This window comes from Amycolatopsis sp. 195334CR (genome assembly GCF_017309385.1).
GTDB lineage: Bacteria > Actinomycetota > Actinomycetes > Mycobacteriales > Pseudonocardiaceae > Amycolatopsis.
In genome coordinates, this window is record NZ_JAFJMJ010000003.1 from 1,359,916 (window position 1) to 1,380,473 (window position 20,558).

A 20,558-nucleotide genomic window follows, 5' to 3' on the forward strand; every position below is an offset into this window, starting at 1 on the left:
CTTTCACTGCACTTTTCGCTGTGAAAGCCACATTCACGGCAGGCCGGTCTCGCGGAGCAGGTGCTCCACCACGCGCAGGTCGTGCGGGTAGGTCACCTTCAGGTTCCGCTCCTCCCCCGGCACCCAGTGCACCGGCAGCGACGAGAAGCGCTCCATGCAGGAGGCGGTGTCGGTGCCGATGAAGCCTTCGCGGTCGGCCTGCTCGTAGGCGGCCAGCAGCGGTCCGGCCAGGAACCCTTGCGGCGTCTGGACTCGCACCGCGCCGTCGAGGGCGCCGCCGTAGCCGGTGCCGTCCTCGGTGGCGATCACCACGTCGTCGGCGGCCAGGCCCGGGACGGCGCCGCCGAACTCGCGTGCGGCCTTCAGCACCGCGGTGATCAGGCCATCCGAAGCCAGCGGGCGCGCGCCGTCGTGGATCAGCACGGTGTCCACCTCACCGGCGTCGATGCGGGTCGCGAGGTGCCGCAGGGCGCACAGTTCGGAGCCCTGCCTACTGGCGCCGCCGTGCACCAGATCCACGTCGAGGTCGCCGACGACCTCGCGGGCGAACTCCTCGTCCTCCGGGCGGATCACCAGCACCAGCACGCCGAACTCCGGGAGCCGCGCGAAGGCGTCGAGGGACCAGCGGACCAGCCGCCGCCCGGCCAGCGGCAGGTACACCTTGTTCAACTCGGCCCCGACACGACTGCCGGAGCCGCTCGCCAGCACCACACCCGCCGCGGTCGTCACGGCGGAAAGCATAAGAGGGCGCGCCGTCCGGGGCCTCCAAGGGCGGTAGCGTGATCTCGTGGACGCCGCCGACTTCCCCGAACTTCCCCTGCCGGACGAGATCGCCCGCGCGGAAGCCCAACGCCTCACCGGAACCCTGATCACCCCGAACGGCTCGCTGGGCAGGCTCGAAGAGCTCGGCGCCTGGGTGGCCGCCTGCCAGGGTCAGTCCCCGCCGCGGCCGTTCGCGCGGCCGCGCGTGGTGGTCTTCGCCGGTGACCACGGCATCGCCGCGAAGGGGGTTTCGGCCCATGCCGCCGAGGTGACCGGACAGCTCGTCGGGGCCACGCTCACCGGCGGCGCCCCGCTGAACGTGCTGGCGCTGGCCGCCGGCGCGACCGTGCGCGTGGTGGACCTGGCGGTCGACCGCGAGGGGTCCGCGACGCCGGAGGCCGCCGAGCTGAAGGTGCGCCGCGGCTCGGGGTCGATCGACCACGAGGACTCGCTGACCGACGAAGAGGTGCGCGCCGCGCTCCAGGCCGGGCGCACGGTCGCCGACGCCGAGGTGGACAGCGGTGCCGACCTGCTCGTCGCCGGGGAGATCGGGGTCGCCAGCAGCACGCCGGCCTCGGTGCTGGTGGCCGCGCTGACCGGCGCCGAACCGGTCGCCGTGGTGGGCCGCGGCTCCGGCATCGACGACAACGCGTGGATGCGCAAGGCGGTCGCCATCCGCGACGGGCTGCGGCGGGCGCGGGCCGTGCTGGCCGACCCCGTCGCGTTGCTGCGCACCACCGCGGGCGCGGACATCGCCGCGATCACCGGCTTCCTCGCCCAGGCCGCGGTGCGCCGGACGCCGGTCCTGCTGGACGGGCTGGTGGTCGGTGCCGCGGCACTGGTCGCGGAGGAACTGGCGCCGGGCGCGCGGAACTGGTGGGTGGCCGCGCACCGGTCGAGCGAGCCGGCGCACGCGATGGTGCTGGAACACCTGGACCTGGCGCCGATCCTGGACCTGGACCTGCGCATCGGCGGCGGCAGCGGGGCGGCCACCGCCCTGCCGCTGCTCACCATGGCGGCGCGGGTGCTGGCCGAGACGAGCACCTACGAACAATCCGGCGTCACCCCGCCTCAGTGACCCCGACGTCACGAATGTGGCTTTCGAGACGCCTGGCGTCTCGAAAGCCACATTCGTGACAGGAACTACTTGAGCTTCTGCATCCAGCCGTGCGGGTCGGGGCGGGTGCCCTCCTGGATGCCGGTCAGCTGCTCCCGGAGCTTCATCGTCAGCTCACCCGGCTCCCCGTCACCGACGACGAACTCGCCGCCGTCGTACTTGACCCGGCCGACCGGCGTGATCACCGCGGCGGTCCCGCAGGCGAACACCTCGGTCAGCTCCCCGGAACCGGCCGCCCGCTCCCACTCCTCGGTGGAGATGCGGCGCTCCTCGACCGGCAGCCCGTTGTCGGCGGCCAGCTGCAGCAGCGAAGCGCGCGTCACGCCTGGCAGCAGCGCGCCGGACAGCTCCGGCGTCACCACGCGGGCGTCCGCCCCGGAGCCGAAGACGAAGAACAGGTTCATCCCGCCCATCTCCTCGACCCACCGGTGCTCGACCGCGTCCAGCCAGACCACCTGGTCGCAACCCTGCTCCACGGCCTGCGCCTGCGCCACGAAGGAGGCCGCGTAGTTGCCGGCGCACTTGGCGAACCCGGTCCCGCCGGGCGCCGCGCGCACGTACTCGGTGGACAGCCACACGCTCACCGGCTTCACGCCACCGGCGAAGTAGGACCCGGCGGGCGAAGCGATCACGCTGTACAGGTACTCGGTCGCCGGCGCGTTCACGCCGAGGCCGACCGAGGTGGAGATCATGAACGGGCGCAGGTACAGCGACTCGCCCGCCTTCGTCGGCACCCAGCGCTCGTCCACCGCGATCAGCTCGCGCAGGGATTCGAGGAACAGCTCGTCCGGCAGTTCTGGCATCGCCATCCGCACCGCGGACCGGCGGAACCGGGCGGCATTGGCGTCCGGTCGGAACGATGCGATCGATCCGTCGGGCTGCCGGTAGGCCTTGAGCCCTTCGAAGATCGCCTGCGCGTAGTGCAGCACCGACGTCGCCGGGTCGAGGCTGAGCGGCCGGTACGGCCCAACCTCCCCGTCCTGCCAGCCGCCCGGCGCGGTGTGGCGCAGGGTGACCATGTGGTCGGTGAAATGCGTCCCGAAGCCCGGCTTGGCCAATACCTCGGCGACCCGCTGGGGACTGGCCGCATCCGGGTTCGGGGTATGGGTGAAGGGCATCGTGGTCGTCATGCGAAGACGATAACTCTTAGTTGGACGTCAGAGTATTCCGCGGCTGGTTGAGTACCCCGCTAGGCTGGAACCGTGACCTACCAACCCGCGCAGCCCGCCCAGGGCAACAGCGTGTCCGCCGGTGGCGCGTCGGACGTGAAGACCTTCTTCGCCGCCGCACTGCTCCCCTTCTCCGCCGGGCTGCTGGTGCTCGTCGGCGCGCTGCTGATCGGCGTGTTCGGCGGCATCCTCGGCGTGGTCGCCGCGATCTTCGGGGCCGTCTGGTGGCGCAGCCTCAACGGCAAGAAGTTCTTCCCGCGCGACATCGGCAAGGGCTCGATGATCGGGCTCTCCGTGACCACCGCGGTGCTGCTGCTGCTCGTCGTGCTGATGGTCTGAGCGACCGGGCTACAGCTCCGGCCGTGGCCACGCCGGGTTCGGCCGGAACGCGGTCCAGGTCCCGTCGAACGGGTAGCTGCCCGCTTCGACCAGCCGGATCACCCGTTCGCCCTCGGCGCGCAGGCGGTCGAGCTGCTCGGTGGTGAGCCGACCGGCCGCCACCGCGGCCGCCGCCTCGTCCTCGTCCTTCCACTCCCAGCTGCGGTCGGGCGCCACCGCCAGGTCGAGCACCCCGTCGATCCGGTCGACGCCGTCGTCCGTGCGCCCCAGCGGGATCTCCAGGTTCACGTACCAGCCGGTGAAGCGCAGGTCCTCGTCGAAGAACCACCACACCGCGGACCATTCGCCGTCCACCACGCGCCGCACGTTCGAGGTGCCCCGCCAGGTGCTCTCGAAGCGCTCGCGCGGGAGCCGGAACCGGTCGGCCAGCGGCACGTCCCGCATCAGCCTGCCGTCACGCAGCCGGGTGCCGAGAATGGTGGTGCCCGCGGGGAGCCAGCCGACCAGTTCGACCCCGTCATCGGCGAGCACGCGCAGCGGGTGCACCTGCCCCTCGCTGCCGTCCGGCCGGTGGAACCGGTACCGCACGGTCGATCCCGGCGCGAAACCCATCATGGCCACACCGTACCCAGCATGATCAGCAGCACCCCGGAGCTGATCACCACCACCGCCCCGCGCGGGGTGGAGACCGACCGGCCGAGCACCACCGCGGCGAACAGCTCGACCAGCGCCAGCACGGCGGCGATCCGCAGCGCCTGGAACGGGTCGAGCACGGTCGCCAGCACCGCGGCGACCAGGCCGCCGCCGAGCACCGGCCAGCGTCCCGCCTCCTCCTGCGCCGACGAGAGCGCGGTCAGCCCGGCGGACACCGTGGCCAGCGCGGCCACCGCGGCGAGCATGGTGGCCAGCGCGGGGGCGTCGGCCGCGGCGAGCAGGTCGCGCAACGAGGTCGGCGAGAGGCCCAGCCGGAACGGGCCGAGCTGGTACAACGCGGCGGCCGCGAGCGCCAGCAGCGCGGCGACCGGCGCGACGGGCCACCAGCGGGACCAGCGCTCGCCGGACCACCAGCGTGACCGGCCCTCGCCGGGCCACCAGCGTGACCGGCCCTCGCCGGTGTCCTCGCCGGGCCGGACCAGCAGCGGCACCACCACGACCGCGGCCAGCAGCACGCCCGCCGGTCCGGGGTGCGGACCGGACTGGGCCTGCTCGACCGGCGCGATGGCCAGGCACAACGCGATCAGCGCGAGCCCGGCGACCAGCAGCAGGCCGGTGATCCAGCGGGCGGTGAACGCCGACGGCCGCAACCCGAGCGCCTGGGCGAGCACCAGCACCGCGACCACCACGCCGGCGACCCACGACGGCGCACCGGGCACCACGTAGGCGGCGAAGGCCGAGCCGAACAACGGCAGCAGGCCGATCCGGCCGGCCGCGCGGGTTCCGGCGGCCAGGCGCCCACCGGCCGGGGGCAGTCCGGCCGCGAGCCAGGCGAGCGCACCGGCGAGCCCGATCCCGGCGAGCAGCCACCAGCCCGCCGCCGCGGCGCCCGCGGCGAGCACGACCAGGGAACCGGCCCCGACGAGCACCTCGGCCACCTACCTCTCGCACCGACCCGAGTTGTCATTAGCATGGCTCACGATCAGTCCGGGCCACCCGCCCGGTACCGCCGACGCGAACGCATGAGGACAAAGATGACCGTGCCGAAGCTTGCCTTGTCCGAGAACACCGAGGCCGCGCTGGGCAAGACCCGCGCCGAGGTGATCGTCGTCGGGACCGTGCAGGGCGAGGACGGGCTCACGCTCGCTCCCGGCGCCGAGGCCGCCGACGCCGCCTTCGACGGCAAGCTGGCCGAGGTGCTGACCACGCTGGGTGCCGCGGGCAAGGCCGAAGAGGTCGTCAAGGTGCCGACGCTGGGCCGCACCGGCGCCGCGGTGCTGCTGGCGGTCGGCCTCGGCAAGGCCGGTGCCGACGGCATCACCGCCGAGCAGGTCCGCCGGGCCTCCGGGGCGGCGGCGCGCGCGCTGGCCGGCACCGGGCGCGCGTTCACCACACTGTCCGCTGTGGACCTCCAGGCCGCGGTCGAGGGCACCGTGCTCGGCGCCTACACCTTCACCGAGTACAAGTCCGAGCCCGGTGACGCGCCGCTGTCCACTGTGGACGTCGCGAGCCCGGCCGATGGCAACGCCCGTGAGCACCGCGCCACGCTGAAGGCGGCCACCGCGATCGCCGAGGCGGTGATCGTCGCCCGCGACCTGATCAACACCCCGCCGAACGACCTGTTCCCGGCCTCCTTCGCCGACCGCGCCAAGAAGCTGGCCGACGCGAACAAGCTGGACATCGAGGTGCTCGACGAGAAGGCGCTCAAGCGCAAGGGCTTCGGCGGCATCCTCGGCGTCGGCGGCGGTTCCTCGCGCCAGCCGCGCCTGCTGCGCATCGCCTACACCCCGGCCAAGGCGAAGAAGAAGATCGCGCTGGTGGGCAAGGGCATCACCTTCGACTCGGGCGGCATCTCGATCAAGCCCGCGGCGAACATGGACCACATGACCTCGGACATGTCCGGCGCGGCAGGTGTGCTCGCGTCGGTGGTGCTGGCGGCGAAGCTGAAGTACCCGCTCGAGGTGGTCGCGCACATCCCGCTGGCGGAGAACCTGCCGTCCGGCACCTCCTACCGCCCCGGCGACGTGCTGACCATGTACGGCGGCAAGACCGTCGAGGTGCTCAACACCGACGCCGAAGGCCGCCTGGTGCTGGCCGACGCGATCGTGCGTGCCGGCGAGGAGAACCCGGACTACCTGATCGAGACCTCCACGCTGACCGGCGCGCAGGTGGTGGCGCTGGGCAACCGGACCGCCGGGATCATGGGCTCGGACGAGTTCCGCGACCGCGTCGCCGAGATCGCCAGGGCCACCGGTGAGGGCGGCTGGGCCATGCCGCTGCCCGAGGAGCTGCGCGGCGACCTCGACTCGCGGCTGGCCGACCTGGCCAACGTCACCGGCCACCGCTGGGGCGGCATGCTGGCGGCCGGGATCTTCCTGCGCGAGTTCGTCGCCGAGGACCTGCCCTGGGCGCACATCGACATCGCGGGCCCGTCGTTCAACACCGGTGGCCCGTGGGGTTACACCGGCAAGGGCGGCACCGGCGTGCCGGTGCGCACCATCGCCGCGGTGCTGGCGGACATCGCCGACCGGGGCTGATCCCGCGTTGCACGAGCAGCTCGAACCGGCCGTGAGCGAGGTGCTCACGGCCGGTGAGCCGCAGGTCGACCGCGCCGTCGGGGACACCGCGCTGCTGCTGGCCGGCAGCGGGTTCCCCGGTGAGGCCGACCGGCTGGTGCGCACCTGGCGGTCGGTCACCGAGCGCCCGGCGACCGCGCTGGTGCCGACCCCCGTGCACGCCCGCGCGTGGGCGATGCTGTTCGACGCCCGCGGCGAACGGCCGTCCTGGGCGGACACGCTGCTCCCCCTCGATCTCGACGCCGAAGAGGCCGCGCACCGCGCGTACCTCGGCCGCCCGGACCCGGCGCTGCCGACCGGGCTGCTCGGCGACCTCGGCGACTCCCTGCCCGGCCGCGTCGTCTCCGGCCTGGCCGAGCACCTGGGCAAGGGCGAGGAAGACCCGGCCAGGACCGCGCTCCTGCGCGCCGAAAACCACGCGCGCGACGGCGACCACGAAGCCGCGCGCACGGCACTGGCGGAGTGGGCAGCCCTGCGGCGGCCGTCGATGCCCGCCGCGCTCGCCTGCCGCCACCTCGCGCCGTTGCTGCTGGCCGGTGCCGACCCGCTCGGCCTCGGCGAGGAGCACGCCACCGCGCTGGCCGCCGAACTGATCGCCGCCCTGCGCACCCGGTACGCGGCGGCCACCGCTTCGCTGGACTGGCCCGCGCTGATCGAGCGCATCCTGGAACTGCGCGAGGCGAGCGGCCGCGCTCCGGCGTCCACAAGGGACATCGCCGCCGCGGAAACCCGGCTCGGCCGGGAACTCCCGGCCGACTACCGGGATTTCCTGCGCACCACCGACGGACTGCCCGCCGACGTCGCCTTCCCACGCCTGCTGGGCGCGGCCGAGCTGAGCGCGCACGGCGACGTGGTGCCGGTCAGCGAGCGGGGCGAGAGCATGATCCTTCTCTCACCCGTGCGGGCGGGCTGGGTGGTCGTGCAGACCGACCCGCTGCTCGGCACCAGCACCTACCGCACCTTCCGCGAGCTGCTGGAAGAGCACCTGCGGCTGCTCGAGTCCTAGGACCCGGGCCTGCGCTTCTGCCGCTCGGTGTACTCGCGCATGCGCTTGGGGTAGCCGACCTTCGACACCTCGTAGACCGGGATCGAGCGCTTCTTGCCGAACTGCTGCGCGGCGTCCAGGCTGCCGATGCGGCGCCGGGTCCACTCGCCGTCGTGCGCGATCAGCACCACGGTGGTCTCGGTGACCGTGGTCCGCGGCTCCACATAGGCCTCGACGCCGTTCCGCGCGGCCGCCCACTCGTCCAGGTGACGGGTGTCGTCCGGAGTGGATTTCCGCAGCGTGCCGGGCTTGCCACCGCCTTTCGAGCCGCCCTTGCCCCGCCTGCGCAGCGAGTCGAACAGACCCACACCGACCACCCTCTCTCGAAGCCGCTGACACGCCCATTATCGCCCTGTTCCAGCGGGTGTGTCGGCACACACCCGGCTAGGTCGCAAGCGTGCCGGACGAGGTGACAAGATGAGGTGTGTTCCGCGCGCGCGAAGTATTCGCGCGCGGGCGGACGAGCATCATCGCCGAGCTCTTGCTAGGAGTATTCAACGTGACCGACACCTCCGCTGACCTGGTGATCCTCGGTGGCGGATCGGGCGGGTACGCCGCGGCCTTCCGCGCGGCCGAGCTCGGCCTTTCCGTCATCCTGATCGAGAAGGACAAGCTGGGTGGGACCTGCCTGCACCGCGGGTGCATCCCGACCAAGGCCCTGCTGCACGCGGCGGAGGTCGCCGACTCGGCCCGCGAGAGCGAGCAGTTCGGCGTGAAGGCCACCCTGGAGGGCGTCGACATCGCCGGGGTGAACAAGTACAAGGATTCGATCATCTCCCGGCTGTACAAGGGCCTGCAGGGCCTGGCCAAGGCCCACAAGGTCACCCTGGTCGAGGGCAGCGGCACCTTCGTCGGCGGCACCAGCGTCGAGGTGGACGGCACCCGGTACACCGGCAAGAACGTCATCCTGGCCACCGGCTCGTACTCCAAGACGCTGCCCGGCCTGGAGCTGGGCGGGCGGATCATCGCCAGCGAGCAGGCGCTGTCGCTGGACTACATCCCGGAGAAGGCCGTGGTGCTCGGCGGCGGGGTGATCGGGGTGGAGTTCGCCAGCGTGTGGGCCTCCTTCGGCACCGAGGTGACCATCGTCGAGGCGCTGCCCCGGCTGGTCCCGAACGAGGACGAGTTCGCCTCCAAGCAGCTCGAGCGCGCCTTCCGCCGTCGCAAGATCGCCTTCAAGACCGGGGTCAAGTTCACCGGTGCCAAGCAGGACGACAACGGCGTGAGCGTGTCGCTGGAGTCGGGCGAGACGATCGACGCCGACCTGCTGCTGGTCGCGGTCGGCCGCGGGCCCAACTCGGCCGGGCACGGCTACGAGGAGGCCGGGGTCTCGATGGAGCGCGGCTTCGTGCTCACCGACGACCGCCTGCGCACGAACCTGCCGAACGTCTACGCGGTCGGCGACATCGTGCCGGGCCTGCAGCTCGCGCACCGCGGGTTCCAGCAGGGCATCTTCGTCGCCGAGGAGATCGCCGGGCTGGACCCCCGCCCGGTGGACGAGGCGGGCATCCCGCGGGTGACCTACTCGCACCCCGAGGTGGCCTCGGTCGGCCTCACCGAGGCGCAGGCCAAGGACCGCTACGGTGCCGACGTGGTCACCTTCACCTACGACCTCGGCGGCAACGGCAAGAGCCAGATCCTCAAGACCTCCGGCGCGGTGAAGCTGATCAAGGCGCCGGACGGCCCGGTGGTCGGCCTGCACCTGGTCGGCGACCGCGTCGGCGAGCTGATCGGCGAAGCCCAGCTGATCTACAACTGGGAGGCCTTCCCGGAGGACATCGCCCCGCTCATCCACGCCCACCCCACCCAGTCCGAAGCACTCGGCGAAGCGCACCTGGCCCTGGCAGGCAAGCCACTGCACGTGCACAGCTGACGACCGCGTACCGAACCCAAGACCGCACCAGAACCATTTCATCAAGGGAGTCAGCAGAAAATGGCCTACTCCGTCACATTGCCGGAGCTCGGGGAGAGCGTCACGGAGGGCACCGTCACCCGGTGGCTCAAGCAGGAGGGTGACCGGGTCGAGGTCGACGAGCCGTTGCTCGAGATCTCCACCGACAAGGTGGACACCGAGGTGCCCTCCCCGGTGGCGGGCACCGTGCAGCGCATCGTGGCCGCCGAGGACGAGACCGTCGAGGTCGGCGGCGAACTCGCGGTGATCGACGACGGCTCCGGCGGCGGCGAGTCCGCGCCGGCCGAGCAGTCCGCGCCCGCCCAGTCCGCGCCCGCCCAGGAGCAGGCGCCCGCCCAGGAGTCGCAGCCCGAGCCGGAGCCCGAGCCGCAGCGTGAAGCGGCCCCGGCCGCGCAGCCCGCTCCGTCCGGGTCCGCGCAGGGCACCCCGGTGACCCTGCCCGAGCTGGGCGAGAGCGTCACCGAAGGCACCGTCACCCGCTGGCTCAAGCAGGTCGGCGACACCGTCGAGGTGGACGAGCCGCTGCTCGAGATCTCCACCGACAAGGTGGACACCGAGGTGCCGTCGCCGGTGGCGGGCACCGTGCTGGAGATCAGCGTCGGTGAGGACGAGACCGTCGAGGTCGGCGGCCAGCTGGCCGTGGTCGGCGACGCGGGTGCCGCGCCGCAGCAGCAGTCGGCCCCGCAGGCCGAGGCCGCGCCCCAGCCGAAGGAAGAGCCGAAGCCGGAGCCCAAGACCGAACCGGTCCCGCAGCAGGCGGCCCCGCAGGACGCCCCCCGGCAGCAGGCCCCGCAGCAGTCGGCGCCTCAGCAGCAGGCGCCCCAGCAGTCGGCGCCCCGGCAGGAAGCCCCGAAGCAGGCGGCCCCGAGCAAGCCCGCGGCCGACACCAACGGCGCTTCCTCGCCGTACGTCACGCCGCTGGTGCGCAAGCTGGCTTCGGAGAACGGCATCGACCTCGCGTCGCTGACCGGCAGCGGTGTCGGTGGCCGCATCCGCAAGCAGGACGTGCTGGCCGCGGTCGAGGAGAAGCAGAAGCAGCAGGCCGCCCCGGCGCCCGCCGCCGCTGCCCCGTCGGCCCCGGCCCAGCAGGCTCCGGCCGCCGCCCCGGCCCCGGCCGCCGGCGGTCAGGACAAGTCGGCCCTGCGCGGCACCGTGCAGAAGGCCAACCGGATCCGGCAGATCACCGCCACCAAGACCAAGGAATCGCTGCAGGTCTCCGCGCAGCTGACCCAGGTCCACGAGGTGGACGTGACCAAGATCGCCCGGCTGCGCCAGCGGGCGAAGGCGGCGTTCAAGGACCGCGAGGGCATCAACCTCACCTTCCTGCCGTTCTTCGCCAAGGCCACGGTCGAGGCGCTCAAGCAGCACCCGAACGTGAACGCGTCGTACAACGAGGAGACCAAGGAGATCACCTACCACGGTGCGGTCCACCTCGGCATCGCCGTGGACACCGAGAAGGGCCTGCTGTCGGTGGTCATCCACGACGCCGGTGAGCTGAACCTGGCCGGGCTCGCGCACAAGATCGCCGACCTGGCGGCCCGCGCGCGGACCAACAAGATCAAGCCGGACGAGCTGACCGGTGGCACCTTCACGGTGACCAACATCGGCAGCAACGGCGCGCTGTTCGACACGCCGATCATCGTGCAGCCGCAGTCGGGCATGCTCGGCACCGGCGCGGTGGTGAAGCGGCCGGTGGTGATCACCGACGCCGACGGCAACGACACCATCGCCGTGCGGTCGATGGCGTTCCTGCCGCTGACCTACGACCACCGCCTGATCGACGGCGCGGACGCGGGCCGGTTCGTCACCACGATCAAGCAGCGCCTCGAAGAGGGCAACTTCGAGGACGAGCTGGGTCTGTAGAAGCAGTAGTTCGGAGAACGGGGTCCCACCACGCGGTGGGGCCCCGTTCTGCTGTTGACAGGTCTTGGTTCTCCAATATTCTAGAATTACGGAATTCTAGAGGGAGGATCTCATGCTGAACCGGCGGAAGTTGCTCGCGTCGGCCGCCGTCGCCGGCTCCGTGGCGTTGCTGCCGCCACCGCGGGCGCGCGCAGCCACCCCGGCAGGCGAAGCGCTGGACTGGATCGCCGCGCACCGCGGTGACGTCGGGGCCGCGGTGGACGACGGCACCGGACGCCGCATCCGGCACCGCGCCGACGTGCCGATGGTGCTGGCGTCGACGGTGAAGGTGGTGCACGCCGCGGCGTACGGGCGGGCGGTGGCCGAGGGCAGGCTCGATCCGGCCGAGCGGATCCGGGTCGGTGACTGGGACATCCGGCACCCGTGGGTGTCCGACGGCGGCGCGCACCGGCAGTCGCTGCTCGCGCTCGGCGTCCCGTGCGACGAGTTCGGCATCGCGCACGATCCCGAGCAGCGGGTGGCGTTGGACGACCTGGTCCGCTCGATGATCCTGTACAGCGACAACGCCGCTCCGGACTACCTGCGCCACCGCCTCGGCGACGGCGCACTGCACCGGGCGGGCGCGGCGGGCGGCTGGTGGCGGCCGGACGTCCGGTCGTTCCAGGGAGAAACGCTCCAGCTGATCCTGCCGGAGCTCGCGGGCCGCACTCCGGCGCAACGGCGGGCGGTCGGTGACCGGCTCGCCGCGAAGTTCATCCACAGCGAGGCGTTCCGGACCGAGGTGGCGTACCGAATCCCGTCCATGCCCGCGACGAGCGACGCGCAGTGGCCGTGGACGCAGGGCACCGGACGCGGTACCGCTGCGCAGGTGGCCGGCATGCACCGCGCCCTCGCCCACACGGGTGGCATCGCGCGTGATCACCTGGAAGTGGCGTTCGCGAGCAGGGTGCCCGAGGGCGCGGTGGCGGTCGGCTTCAAGGGCGGCAGCCTGCCGAAGACGCTGAACCTGGGCATGAGCGTCCGCTGGCGCGACGGCCGGGTCGGCTCGCTGGCGTTGCTGCTGACCGGGGTCGGTGACGAACTGCTGGCCGCGCCCGGTGGGTTCCTGGAAGCCGGGCTGGCCGCGGTGAGCACGCCGTCCGGGTTCGACGGGCTGGCGCGGGCGCTGGGGGCCTGACCGGCATGCTGGTGCGATGAGCGCCGAGCTGAGCGAGCGGGTGGCCGAGTTGGAACGCCGGGTGGCCGCACTGGAGGGTCGTGCGGAGCCGGAACCCCCGCCGGAGGACGACGGCGGGGTGATCACCTACGCCGGTGAGCTGACCCGGCCGGGGGAGTTGCGGTGGCAGGTGGCGCTGCCGTCTTCGCGGGTGCTGGCGCTGGCGGACCAGCCGCGCATCGAAGTGCTCTCGGCGCTCGCGCACCCCGCCCGCGCGGCGATCGTCCGGCACCTCGCGGAGCACGGCGCCCAACCGGGCGCGACCCTGCAGGAAGCCGCCGAACTGGGCTCGGCGGGGCAGTTCTACCACCACCTCAAGGCGTTGACCGGAGCGGGAATCGTCGAGCAGGACAAGCGCGGCAGCTACCGCCTGCGCGCCACCGCCGCGATCCCCGCCCTGGTCCTCCTCGCCGCGGCGGCGGACATCGCGGGCCAGCTGCGGTAGCCGCGTGCCCCGCACGGCGATTGCTATGAGTGGGGCATTACTAGCGTTGAATGCAAGTAATGCCCCACTCATAGCAATCAGCGCGGCGCGCTAGGCCAGCCGGTTCCATTCGGTGGTGGCAGGATCGTGTCATGCGAGTTCTCATCGCGGGTTCCAGCGGCCTGCTCGGCAACGCACTGACCGCCCGGCTGCGTGCCGACGGCCACGAGGTCGTCCGCCTCGTGCGCCGCGAGACGCGCAAGGGGGACGAGTACAGCTGGGACCCGCCCGCCGGGCGGGTCGGTGACGGCGCCTTCGAGGGCACCGACGCCGTGGTCAACCTGTGCGGCGCTCCCCTGCTGCCCGCCCGCTGGAGCGCCGCGCGCAAGCAGGTCATCCTCGACAGCCGCGTCGAGCCGACCGAGGTGCTGGCCGAGGCCGTCGCCGAGCACCGGATTCCGGTGCTGCTCAACGCTTCCGCCGTCGGCTACTACGGCGACGCCGGGGCCGCGCTGCTGGAGGAGTCCGCGCCCAACGGCGAGGGTTTCCTCGCCGACCTCTGCGCCGCCTGGGAAAACGCCACCGAAGCCGCGGGCGACGCGCGTGTGGTCCGGTTGCGCACCGGCCTCGTGCTCTCCGGCGAAGGCGGTCTGCTCGGCCCGCTCAAGCCCCTGTTCTCCATGGCACTGGGCGGAAAACTCGGCGACGGCTCGCAGTACATGCCGTGGATCTCCGAGGCGGACCACGTTTCCGCCGTGTTGTTCGCGCTGACCAACGAGAACCTGTCCGGCGCGGTGAACGTCTGCGGACCGCTGCCGGTGACCAACACCGAGTTCACCCGCGAATTCGGCCGCGTCCTCAACCGCCCCGCGCCATGGTGGGTCCCGGCCCCGGCGATGAAGCTGGCGATCGGCCAGGCCGCCGAGGAAATGGCGTTGGCGAGCCAGCGGGCCGTACCGCGGGCACTGGAGGACGCCGGGTTCGAGTTCCAGCACAAGACCGTCGGCGAAGCGCTCGCCGCCGCCGTGTCCTGATGCCCGCCGGACTCAGGCGCGCGCTCCGCGTCAGATGGGGCCTGTTCGGTGGCGTGCTGCTGCTCGCCTTCACCGTGCTGGGGCTGGCCGTCCGAGACCGGCCGTGGGGACTGGACCTCGCGCTCGTGTGGGCGCTGCACGGCGAATGGCTGGACGCGCCGGGCCTGGTCGCCGGCGTGCTGAGCAACGTGTTCGGCCCGGTCCTGCCGGTCGCGCTGGGGCTCGGCCTGGTCGTCGGCGCCGTGCTGACCCACCGCCGCGGCGACCGCGCCACCAGCGGCGTCTTCGTCCGCGTGGCCGTGGTGCTGGTGCTGTGCCGGTTGACCAGCTTCGTGTTCAAACCGCTGTTCGAGCGCGACCGCCCGCGCGAGTACCCCGATCTGAGCTATCCCAGCGGGCACGTGGTTTCGGTGGCCAGCACGGGGTTCGCCGCGGTGCTGCTGTGCGCCTGGCTGGCGCCCCGGCTGGTGCGCCGGATGGTGGTCTGGGCGCTGGCCGCGACCGTGGTGGCCGCGGTCTGCCGCGTGGTGCTCTCGGTGCACTGGTTCACCGACACCCTCGGCGCGGTGCTCGCCGTCGGCGGTGTGGGCCTGGTCTCAGCGGTGGCATTGCGCCTGCTCCCCGTCTTATCGGACCGGCCTCCGGCGGCGTAGCGTGGCGGGGTGACCTCCTCCTGCCGCGCCACCCGCGAAGCCGTCGACGTCCGCCTGCTCGGCACGATCGACTACCTCGAAGCGTGGGAACTGCAACGCACGACCGCGACGGCCCGCGCCGACGGCGAGGGGCCCGACACCCTGTTCCTGCTGGAGCACCCGTCGGTGTACACCGCGGGCAAGCGCACCGAACCGGCCGACCGGCCGGTCGACGACACCCCGGTGATCGACGTGGACCGCGGCGGGAAGATCACCTGGCACGGGCCGGGGCAGCTGGTCGGCTACCCGATCGTGAAGCTGGCCGACCCGATCGACGTGGTCCAGTACGTGCGCCGGCTGGAAGAGGGCCTGATCGCCGTGTGCGAGGGCTTCGGCGTGCACGCCGGCCGGGTCGAGGGCCGCAGCGGCGTGTGGATCCCGGCCGACGACCGCGGCCCCGAGCGCAAGATCGCCGCGATCGGCATCCGCGTGCAGCGCGGGGTGACCATGCACGGCTTCGAGCTGAACTGCAACGCCGACCTGTCCGCCTTCGACAAGATCGTGCCGTGCGGCATCCGCGACGCCGGGGTCACCTCGCTGTCCTACGAACTGGGCCACGAGGTGACCGTGACCGAGGCGCTGGCTTCGGCCCGCGACGCGGTGCTGGCGGCGCTGGAGGGCGACCTCCCGGTCCGCGAGGACCGCTGGCTGCCGCGTCCGGCCGCCCCCAGCGCCGACGGTGTCACCTTCGTGCTGCAGAACTCCTGATCAGCCGAGCTGGCGCGCCACCTCGGCGCTGATCAGCTCCAGGTGGTCCAGGTCGGACAGGTCGAGCACCTGCAGGTAGAGCCGGGTGATGCCGGTCTTCTCCACCCAGGCGCCGATCTTGTCCACGGCCTCGGCGGTGGTCCCGGCGATGCCGTTCTGCCGGACCTCGGCGGGCTCCCGGCCGATCGCCTCGGCCCGCCTGGTGAACTCGGCCTCGTCGCGGCCGATGGCCACCACCTGGGCCACCGAGCGCACGATCTCCTTCGGGTCGCGGCCGATCTCCGCGGCGGCCGCCTCCACCCGTTGGAACTGCGCGAGCGCGGTGTCGGCGTCGGTGAACGGCAGGTTGAACTCGTCGGCGTAGCGCGCGGCGAGCCGCGGGGTGCGCTTCTTGCCCCCGCCGCCGATGATCACCGGCGGGCGCGGGCGCTGGGCCGGCTTCGGCAGCCCGGGCGCCTCGCTGAGCTGGTAGTGCTCACCGGTGAAGGTGAAGGTCTCCCCCTCCGGGGTTTCCCACAATCCGGTGAGCACGGCGAGCTGCTCGCTGTAGAGGTCGAAGCGTTCCTTGATGGCGGGCATCGGGATGCCGTACGCGGTGTGCTCGGCGTCGTACCAGCCGGAGCCGAGGCCGAACTCGACCCGGCCGCCGGACATCTGGTCCACCTGCGCCACCGAGATGGCGAGCATCGACGGGTGCCGGAAGGTGGCGGCGGTGACCAGCGTGCCGAGCCGGATGCGCTGGGTCTCGCGGGCGAGCGCACCGAGGGTGACCCACGCGTCGGTGGGCCCCGGCAGGCCGGTCGCCGAACCCATCTTCAGGATGTGGTCGGAGCGGAAGAACGCGCCGTAGCCGAGTTCCTCGGCGGCTTTCGCGACGCGCAACTGGTCGTCGTAGCTGGCCCCCTGCTGGGGCTCGGTGAAGATCCTTAGTTCCACGGTCCCCGAATCTACGCGTGTTCCGGGGTCACCCTGATCCGGCTCAGCAGGGTGATCACCACGGCCTCCACCTCGGCGCTGACCTGAGCCGGGTCGGCCGAGCCGGCGATCACCGTGGCGGCCGAGGACAACGCGCCGAACAGCAGCCGCGAGGTGGTGTCCACCGGCACCTGCTCCAGTTCACCGGCGGCGACGAGCTCCTCGATGCAGTCGCGGAGCAGGCCGAAGCTGAAGTGCTCCTCGGCCTGGCGCCAGCGCTCCCAGCCCATCACCACCGGCGCCTCGTGCACCACCACGCGCTGGTACGACGGTTCGAGGCAGCACTTGAGAAAGGTGCGCAGGCACTCGATCGCCCGGTCCCACGGCGGCTCGGGGCCGCTGCGGATCTGGCGCAGGCGGTCGATGACCTCGTTTTCCACCGCGTCGAAAGCGGCTTCGAACAAGGCCTGCTTTCCGGAGAAATGGTGGTACAGCGCGCCTTTGGTGACCCGGGCGCGGCGGGCGATCTCGTCGAGCGAGGTGCCGGCGTAACCACGTGTGGTGAACAGCTCCACCGCGCTGGTGACCAGTGCCGATCGGGTCGACTCCGAGTAGTCGAGCCGGCGGGACCTCATAGCGACCACTTTGTCAGCACGGCCACAACCTTACGTCATATTCGCCGGAACATACTCGTGGTACGGTACCGGCAGTCAGGACCGTACCGGGAGTATGCCGCAAACCCGCGGTATGGCCCCGCTCACGGCAAGGGGGCTCCACCATGAGCTGGCACGACTACTACCGCCGCCGCGACGCCATCGACGCCGTGCTGCGACAGGCGAAACGCGATCCGGCCGGGCCGCTGCCGCGCACCGGCGTGTTCGCTTCCGACCGCGACCTGTTGCTCGCACTGCAGTACAAGTGGTCGCTGATCCTCGGCGGCCACCTGCGGGTCCAGCTCTGCGAGACCGACGGGGACGAGCTGGACGCGGTCACCCGCGCCTGGCGCGCTGCCGCCGACGCGCAGCCGACCCTGCGCGCGGTGCTCGACGCCCACCTCGGCCGGTTCCCGGAAGCGGCCCCGGTGCGCGAGGCGGAACTGCGGATGCTCGCCCACGCGGCTGGGCTGTCCGAGACCGGCGACTCCGCCGAACAGGTGACGAAGGTCGGGCTCGCACTGGAAAGCCTGCTGCTCGGCGCCCCGGCGAAGGCACGCGCGGGCTGTCCCGTGCGGCGTCTGCTCCTGCCGAGCGCATAGCCCACCCGTCTCCCACCACCACCCTCAACGGAGCGCTCCGCGCCGTCTAGCCTCGAACCATGACCAAATGGACCGAAGCGGACATCCCGGCTCAGGACGGCCGCACGGTGGTGATCACCGGCGCCAACTCCGGGCTCGGCCTGCGCAGCGCGGTGGTGCTCGCGGAGAAGGGCGCGCGGGTGCTGCTCGCCTGCCGGTCGCCGGAACGCGGTCAGCGCGCGCTCGGCGAAGTGGCCGAGGTCGCCACCGGCCCCGCCCCGGAGCTGGTCCGGCTGGACCTCGCGTCGCTGACCTCGGTGCGCGAAGCCGCCGAGGAGATCCGCAAGGCCACCGGTGATTCGGTCGACGTCCTGCTGAACAACGCCGGTCTGATGGCCCCGCCCAAGGGCCACACCATCGACGGCTTCGAGACGCAGTTCGGCACCAACCACCTCGGGCACGCCGCGCTGACCTGGCTGCTGATGCCCGCGTTGCGCGCCGCCGAAGGGGTTTCGCGGGTGGTGACGGTGTCGAGCGTGGTCGCCGCCATCGGCCGGATCGATCTGGCCGACCCGAACTTCGAGACCCGCGGTTACCTGTCGTACCCGGCCTACGGGCAGTCGAAGCTGGCCAACCAGGTGTTCGCGCTGGAGCTGGACCGGCGGCTGCGCGCGGCGGGCGAGCCGGTGCTCAGCGTCGCCGCGCACCCCGGCTACACGCGCTCGGGACTCACCTCCGGCATGGCGAACGCACAGCGCAACGCGGCCCTGCGCGCGGTGGTCGGCGCGGGCGGCGCGCTCTCCGACCGCCTGCTCGCGCAGAACACCCGGATGGGCACCCTGCCGCAGCTGTACGCGGCCACCGCGCCCGAGGTCGAAGGCGGCGCGTACTACGGCCCCGACGGCTTCGCCGGGGTGCGTGGTTTCCCGACCCGCGTGCGCCCGCTCGGGCCCGCGCGGGACGAGCCGCTCGGCGCCGGGCTCTGGCAGCTCAGCGCGGAAATGACCGGGATCACGCCCGACCCGGCTTGATCGGCGGCGGCCCGCCCCGGGCGTACGCTGGTCGGTGTGAGTGCTGCCCCGGAGGGTCGGAAGCTGTTGCGGCTTGAGGTTCGCAACAGTCAGACGCCGATCGAGAAGAAGCCGTCGTGGATCAAGACGCGGGCGCGGATGGGTCCGGAGTTCACCGAGTTGAAGGGCTTGGTGCGCCGGGAGGGTCTGCACACGGTCTGTGAAGAGGCCGGGTGTCCCAACATCTACGAGTGCTGGGAAGACCGCGAGGCCACGTTCCTGATCGGTGGGGATCAGTGCACGCGTCGCTGTGATTTCTGTCAGATCGACACCGGCCGTCCGGCGGAGTTGGATCGGAGCGAGCCGCGCAAGGTCGCCGAGTCGGTGCAGGCGATGGGTTTGCGCTACTCCACGGTGACCGGTGTCGCCCGTGACGACCTGCCCGATGGTGGTGCCTGGCTGTATGCCGAGACCGTGCGCCAGATCCACGCGTTGAACCCGGGGACCGGGGTGGAGTTGCTGATCCCGGACTTCAACGCCGACCCGGACCAGCTGGCCGAGGTGTTCGGGTCGCGTCCGGAGGTGCTGGCGCACAATGTGGAGACGGTGCCGCGGATTTTCAAGCGCATCCGTCCGGGTTTCCGTTACGCGCGTTCGCTGGAGGTCATCACCGCCGCCCGCGAGGCCGGTCTGGTGACCAAGTCGAACCTGATCCTGGGCATGGGCGAGACCCCGGACGAGGTCGCCCCGGCGATGCGGGATCTGGTCGAGGCCGGGTGCGAGATCCTGACGATCACCCAGTACCTGCGGCCCTCGCCCCGGCACCACCCGGTGGATCGCTGGGTCAAGCCGGAGGAGTTCGTCGAGCACTCGCAGGCCGCCGAGGCGATGGGCTTCGCCGGGGTCATGGCCGGACCGCTCGTCCGGTCCTCCTATCGAGCCGGCCGCCTCTACGCCCAGACCAAGGCCCACCGCGGCGAGGAACTGCCGGAAAACCTCGCTCACCTGGCCGCACAGGGTCCCGCCGCGCAGGAGGCGGCAAGCCTGTTGAACCGTTAGTAGTAGGGGCACGTACCACCAAAGTGGGTGAAATCCCCTGACCTAAGGTTGACGACCGATGGTTAGGGTCGGCACTAGCCTGAACGGCGATTCGCCCGATTCACCGAACTGAGGGGACTTCACGTGGCACTGGTGACCGACATTCTCGACTGGCTGCGGGCACTGCCGCCCGCGGGGGTGACCGCCGGGGCCGGCCTGCTGGTGTTCGGGGAGACGACCCTCGGGCTCGGCTTCATCGCGCCCGGTGAGTCCGGCCTGTTCATCCTCGGCACCACGGTGGACAACACCCCGAAGTTCCTGCTGATGTGGCTGGTCACCACGGTCTGCGCGATCGGCGGTGACTCGGTCGGGTACCTGATCGGCAAGAAGTTCGGGCCCCGGCTGCGGCAGACGAAACTGGTCAGGAAGTACGGCGCCGACGGCTGGGACAAGGCGTGCGACTTCTTGCGCCGCAAGGGTTCCTGGGCCGTGCTGATCGCCATCTTCCTGCCGGTGATGCGCACCCTGGTGCCGGCCGCGGCGGGCGCGTCCGGTCTGCCGTTCCGGAAGTTCCTGCCGCCGGTGGTCGTCGGCGCGACCGCGTGGTGCGCGCTGCACATCGGCATCGGCGCCGCCGCCGGTGAGGCCGCCGAGCAGCTGGAATCCGCGGTGGGCAAGGGCAGCTGGATCGTGCTGGCCCTGATCGCCGCCGCCTTCGTCGGCTTCGTGCTGTACAAGCGGAAGCGCGCCAAGGCCAAGGAAGCCGCGGCCGTGGAGACGGACCCCACCACCGAGTCCGAGCACGCCCAGCGCTGATCGCTACGCCGAAGGTGCGCGAGTCCCCGGGACT

At 72.0% G+C, this 20,558-nt stretch carries 22 protein-coding genes; 15 read left to right on the forward strand and 7 right to left on the reverse strand.

The features are described from left to right. Positions 1-33 precede the first annotated feature (33 nt). Positions 34-711: an IspD/TarI family cytidylyltransferase gene (locus JYK18_RS43570; protein ID WP_307796351.1), complete on the reverse strand. Its 678-nt coding sequence runs from the start codon at positions 709-711 to the stop codon at positions 34-36. 76 nt (positions 712-787) lie between these two features. On the opposite strand from JYK18_RS43570, the gene cobT reads away from it, so the two are divergent. Further along, the gene (cobT, locus tag JYK18_RS43575) at positions 788-1,840 is read left to right on the forward strand and encodes a nicotinate-nucleotide--dimethylbenzimidazole phosphoribosyltransferase (RefSeq protein ID WP_206809865.1); all 1,053 of its coding nucleotides are present in this window, start codon (positions 788-790) and stop codon (positions 1,838-1,840) included. 65 nt (positions 1,841-1,905) lie between these two features. On the opposite strand, the gene JYK18_RS43580 is transcribed toward cobT, so the two are convergent. Further along, positions 1,906-3,009: a branched-chain amino acid aminotransferase gene (locus tag JYK18_RS43580; RefSeq protein WP_206809867.1), complete on the reverse strand. Its 1,104-nt coding sequence runs from the start codon at positions 3,007-3,009 to the stop codon at positions 1,906-1,908. 72 nt (positions 3,010-3,081) lie between these two features. On the opposite strand from JYK18_RS43580, the gene JYK18_RS43585 reads away from it, so the two are divergent. Next, positions 3,082-3,387: a hypothetical protein gene (locus JYK18_RS43585; protein ID WP_206809869.1), complete on the forward strand. Its 306-nt coding sequence runs from the start codon at positions 3,082-3,084 to the stop codon at positions 3,385-3,387. Positions 3,388-3,396: 9 nt separating this feature from the next. On the opposite strand, the gene JYK18_RS43590 is transcribed toward JYK18_RS43585, so the two are convergent. Both JYK18_RS43590 and JYK18_RS43595 read right to left on the reverse strand, forming a co-directional pair. Next, positions 3,397-4,002 (reverse strand): DUF402 domain-containing protein, encoded by a 606-nt coding sequence (locus tag JYK18_RS43590; RefSeq protein WP_206809870.1) that lies wholly within the window; start codon positions 4,000-4,002, stop codon positions 3,397-3,399. Next, positions 3,999-4,979 (reverse strand): hypothetical protein, encoded by a 981-nt coding sequence (locus JYK18_RS43595; RefSeq protein ID WP_206809871.1) that lies wholly within the window; start codon positions 4,977-4,979, stop codon positions 3,999-4,001. Before JYK18_RS43595 ends, JYK18_RS43590 begins: the two co-directional genes overlap by 4 nt. Before the next feature lie 96 nt (positions 4,980-5,075). Here JYK18_RS43595 and JYK18_RS43600 point away from each other — a divergent pair, with 96 nt between their 5' ends. Together JYK18_RS43600 and JYK18_RS43605 are read left to right on the forward strand one after the other, a co-directional pair. After that, positions 5,076-6,578: a leucyl aminopeptidase gene (locus tag JYK18_RS43600; protein ID WP_206809872.1), complete on the forward strand. Its 1,503-nt coding sequence runs from the start codon at positions 5,076-5,078 to the stop codon at positions 6,576-6,578. A gap of 31 nt (positions 6,579-6,609) precedes the next feature. Next, positions 6,610-7,623 carry an SMI1/KNR4 family protein gene (locus tag JYK18_RS43605; protein WP_307796337.1) on the forward strand — a complete coding sequence of 338 codons (1,014 nt, stop codon included), beginning with the start codon at positions 6,610-6,612 and terminating at the stop codon, positions 7,621-7,623. On the opposite strand, the gene JYK18_RS43610 is transcribed toward JYK18_RS43605, so the two are convergent. Beyond that, on the reverse strand, positions 7,620-7,979 hold the full coding sequence (locus JYK18_RS43610) for an oxidoreductase (protein ID WP_206809874.1): 360 nt from the start codon (positions 7,977-7,979) through the stop codon (positions 7,620-7,622). The two genes, JYK18_RS43605 and JYK18_RS43610, sit on opposite strands and share 4 nt — an antisense overlap. Positions 7,980-8,161: 182 nt before the next feature. On the opposite strand from JYK18_RS43610, the gene lpdA reads away from it, so the two are divergent. The 7 genes from lpdA (at position 8,162) to lipB (ending at position 15,511) form a co-directional block, all read left to right on the forward strand. After that, complete coding sequence (gene lpdA, locus JYK18_RS43615) at positions 8,162-9,535, forward strand: dihydrolipoyl dehydrogenase (protein WP_206809875.1); 1,374 nt, start codon at positions 8,162-8,164, stop codon at positions 9,533-9,535. A 60-nt stretch (positions 9,536-9,595) separates the two neighbouring features. Beyond that, positions 9,596-11,437 (forward strand): 2-oxoglutarate dehydrogenase, E2 component, dihydrolipoamide succinyltransferase, encoded by a 1,842-nt coding sequence (gene sucB, locus JYK18_RS43620; protein ID WP_206809877.1) that lies wholly within the window; start codon positions 9,596-9,598, stop codon positions 11,435-11,437. Positions 11,438-11,549: 112 nt separating this feature from the next. Further along, entirely contained in the window at positions 11,550-12,614 is a 1,065-nt protein-coding gene (locus tag JYK18_RS43625) for a serine hydrolase (RefSeq protein ID WP_206809879.1), read from the forward strand. 16 nt (positions 12,615-12,630) lie between these two features. After that, on the forward strand, positions 12,631-13,098 hold the full coding sequence (locus tag JYK18_RS43630; RefSeq protein ID WP_206809881.1) for a helix-turn-helix transcriptional regulator: 468 nt from the start codon (positions 12,631-12,633) through the stop codon (positions 13,096-13,098). A 131-nt stretch (positions 13,099-13,229) separates the two neighbouring features. Beyond that, complete coding sequence (locus JYK18_RS43635; RefSeq protein ID WP_206809883.1) at positions 13,230-14,111, forward strand: TIGR01777 family oxidoreductase; 882 nt, start codon at positions 13,230-13,232, stop codon at positions 14,109-14,111. After that, positions 14,111-14,764 (forward strand): phosphatase PAP2 family protein, encoded by a 654-nt coding sequence (locus JYK18_RS43640; RefSeq protein ID WP_206809885.1) that lies wholly within the window; start codon positions 14,111-14,113, stop codon positions 14,762-14,764. The genes JYK18_RS43635 and JYK18_RS43640 overlap by 1 nt, the downstream gene beginning before the upstream one ends. A 9-nt stretch (positions 14,765-14,773) precedes the next feature. Further along, positions 14,774-15,511, forward strand: a complete 738-nt coding sequence (gene lipB / locus JYK18_RS43645) for a lipoyl(octanoyl) transferase LipB (RefSeq protein ID WP_206809887.1) — start codon at positions 14,774-14,776, stop codon at positions 15,509-15,511. Here lipB and JYK18_RS43650 read toward each other — a convergent pair whose 3' ends face one another. Then, complete coding sequence (locus tag JYK18_RS43650; protein ID WP_206809888.1) at positions 15,512-16,447, reverse strand: LLM class F420-dependent oxidoreductase; 936 nt, start codon at positions 16,445-16,447, stop codon at positions 15,512-15,514. A gap of 11 nt (positions 16,448-16,458) precedes the next feature. Continuing rightward, positions 16,459-17,061: a TetR/AcrR family transcriptional regulator gene (locus JYK18_RS43655; protein ID WP_206809889.1), complete on the reverse strand. Its 603-nt coding sequence runs from the start codon at positions 17,059-17,061 to the stop codon at positions 16,459-16,461. Positions 17,062-17,204: 143 nt separating this feature from the next. Between JYK18_RS43655 and JYK18_RS43660 the strand changes: the two genes are divergently transcribed. The 4 genes from JYK18_RS43660 to JYK18_RS43675 all read left to right on the forward strand — a co-directional run bounded on the left by JYK18_RS43660 (position 17,205) and on the right by JYK18_RS43675 (position 20,524). Next, positions 17,205-17,681 carry a hypothetical protein gene (locus tag JYK18_RS43660; RefSeq protein ID WP_206809890.1) on the forward strand — a complete coding sequence of 159 codons (477 nt, stop codon included), beginning with the start codon at positions 17,205-17,207 and terminating at the stop codon, positions 17,679-17,681. A 59-nt stretch (positions 17,682-17,740) separates the two neighbouring features. Beyond that, positions 17,741-18,691 carry an oxidoreductase gene (locus tag JYK18_RS43665; protein ID WP_206809891.1) on the forward strand — a complete coding sequence of 317 codons (951 nt, stop codon included), beginning with the start codon at positions 17,741-17,743 and terminating at the stop codon, positions 18,689-18,691. A 36-nt stretch (positions 18,692-18,727) separates the two neighbouring features. Then, the gene (gene lipA / locus JYK18_RS43670) at positions 18,728-19,729 is read left to right on the forward strand and encodes a lipoyl synthase (protein WP_206809892.1); all 1,002 of its coding nucleotides are present in this window, start codon (positions 18,728-18,730) and stop codon (positions 19,727-19,729) included. 123 nt (positions 19,730-19,852) lie between these two features. Beyond that, entirely contained in the window at positions 19,853-20,524 is a 672-nt protein-coding gene (locus JYK18_RS43675) for a DedA family protein (protein WP_206809893.1), read from the forward strand. The last annotated feature ends 34 nt before the right edge of the window (positions 20,525-20,558 follow it).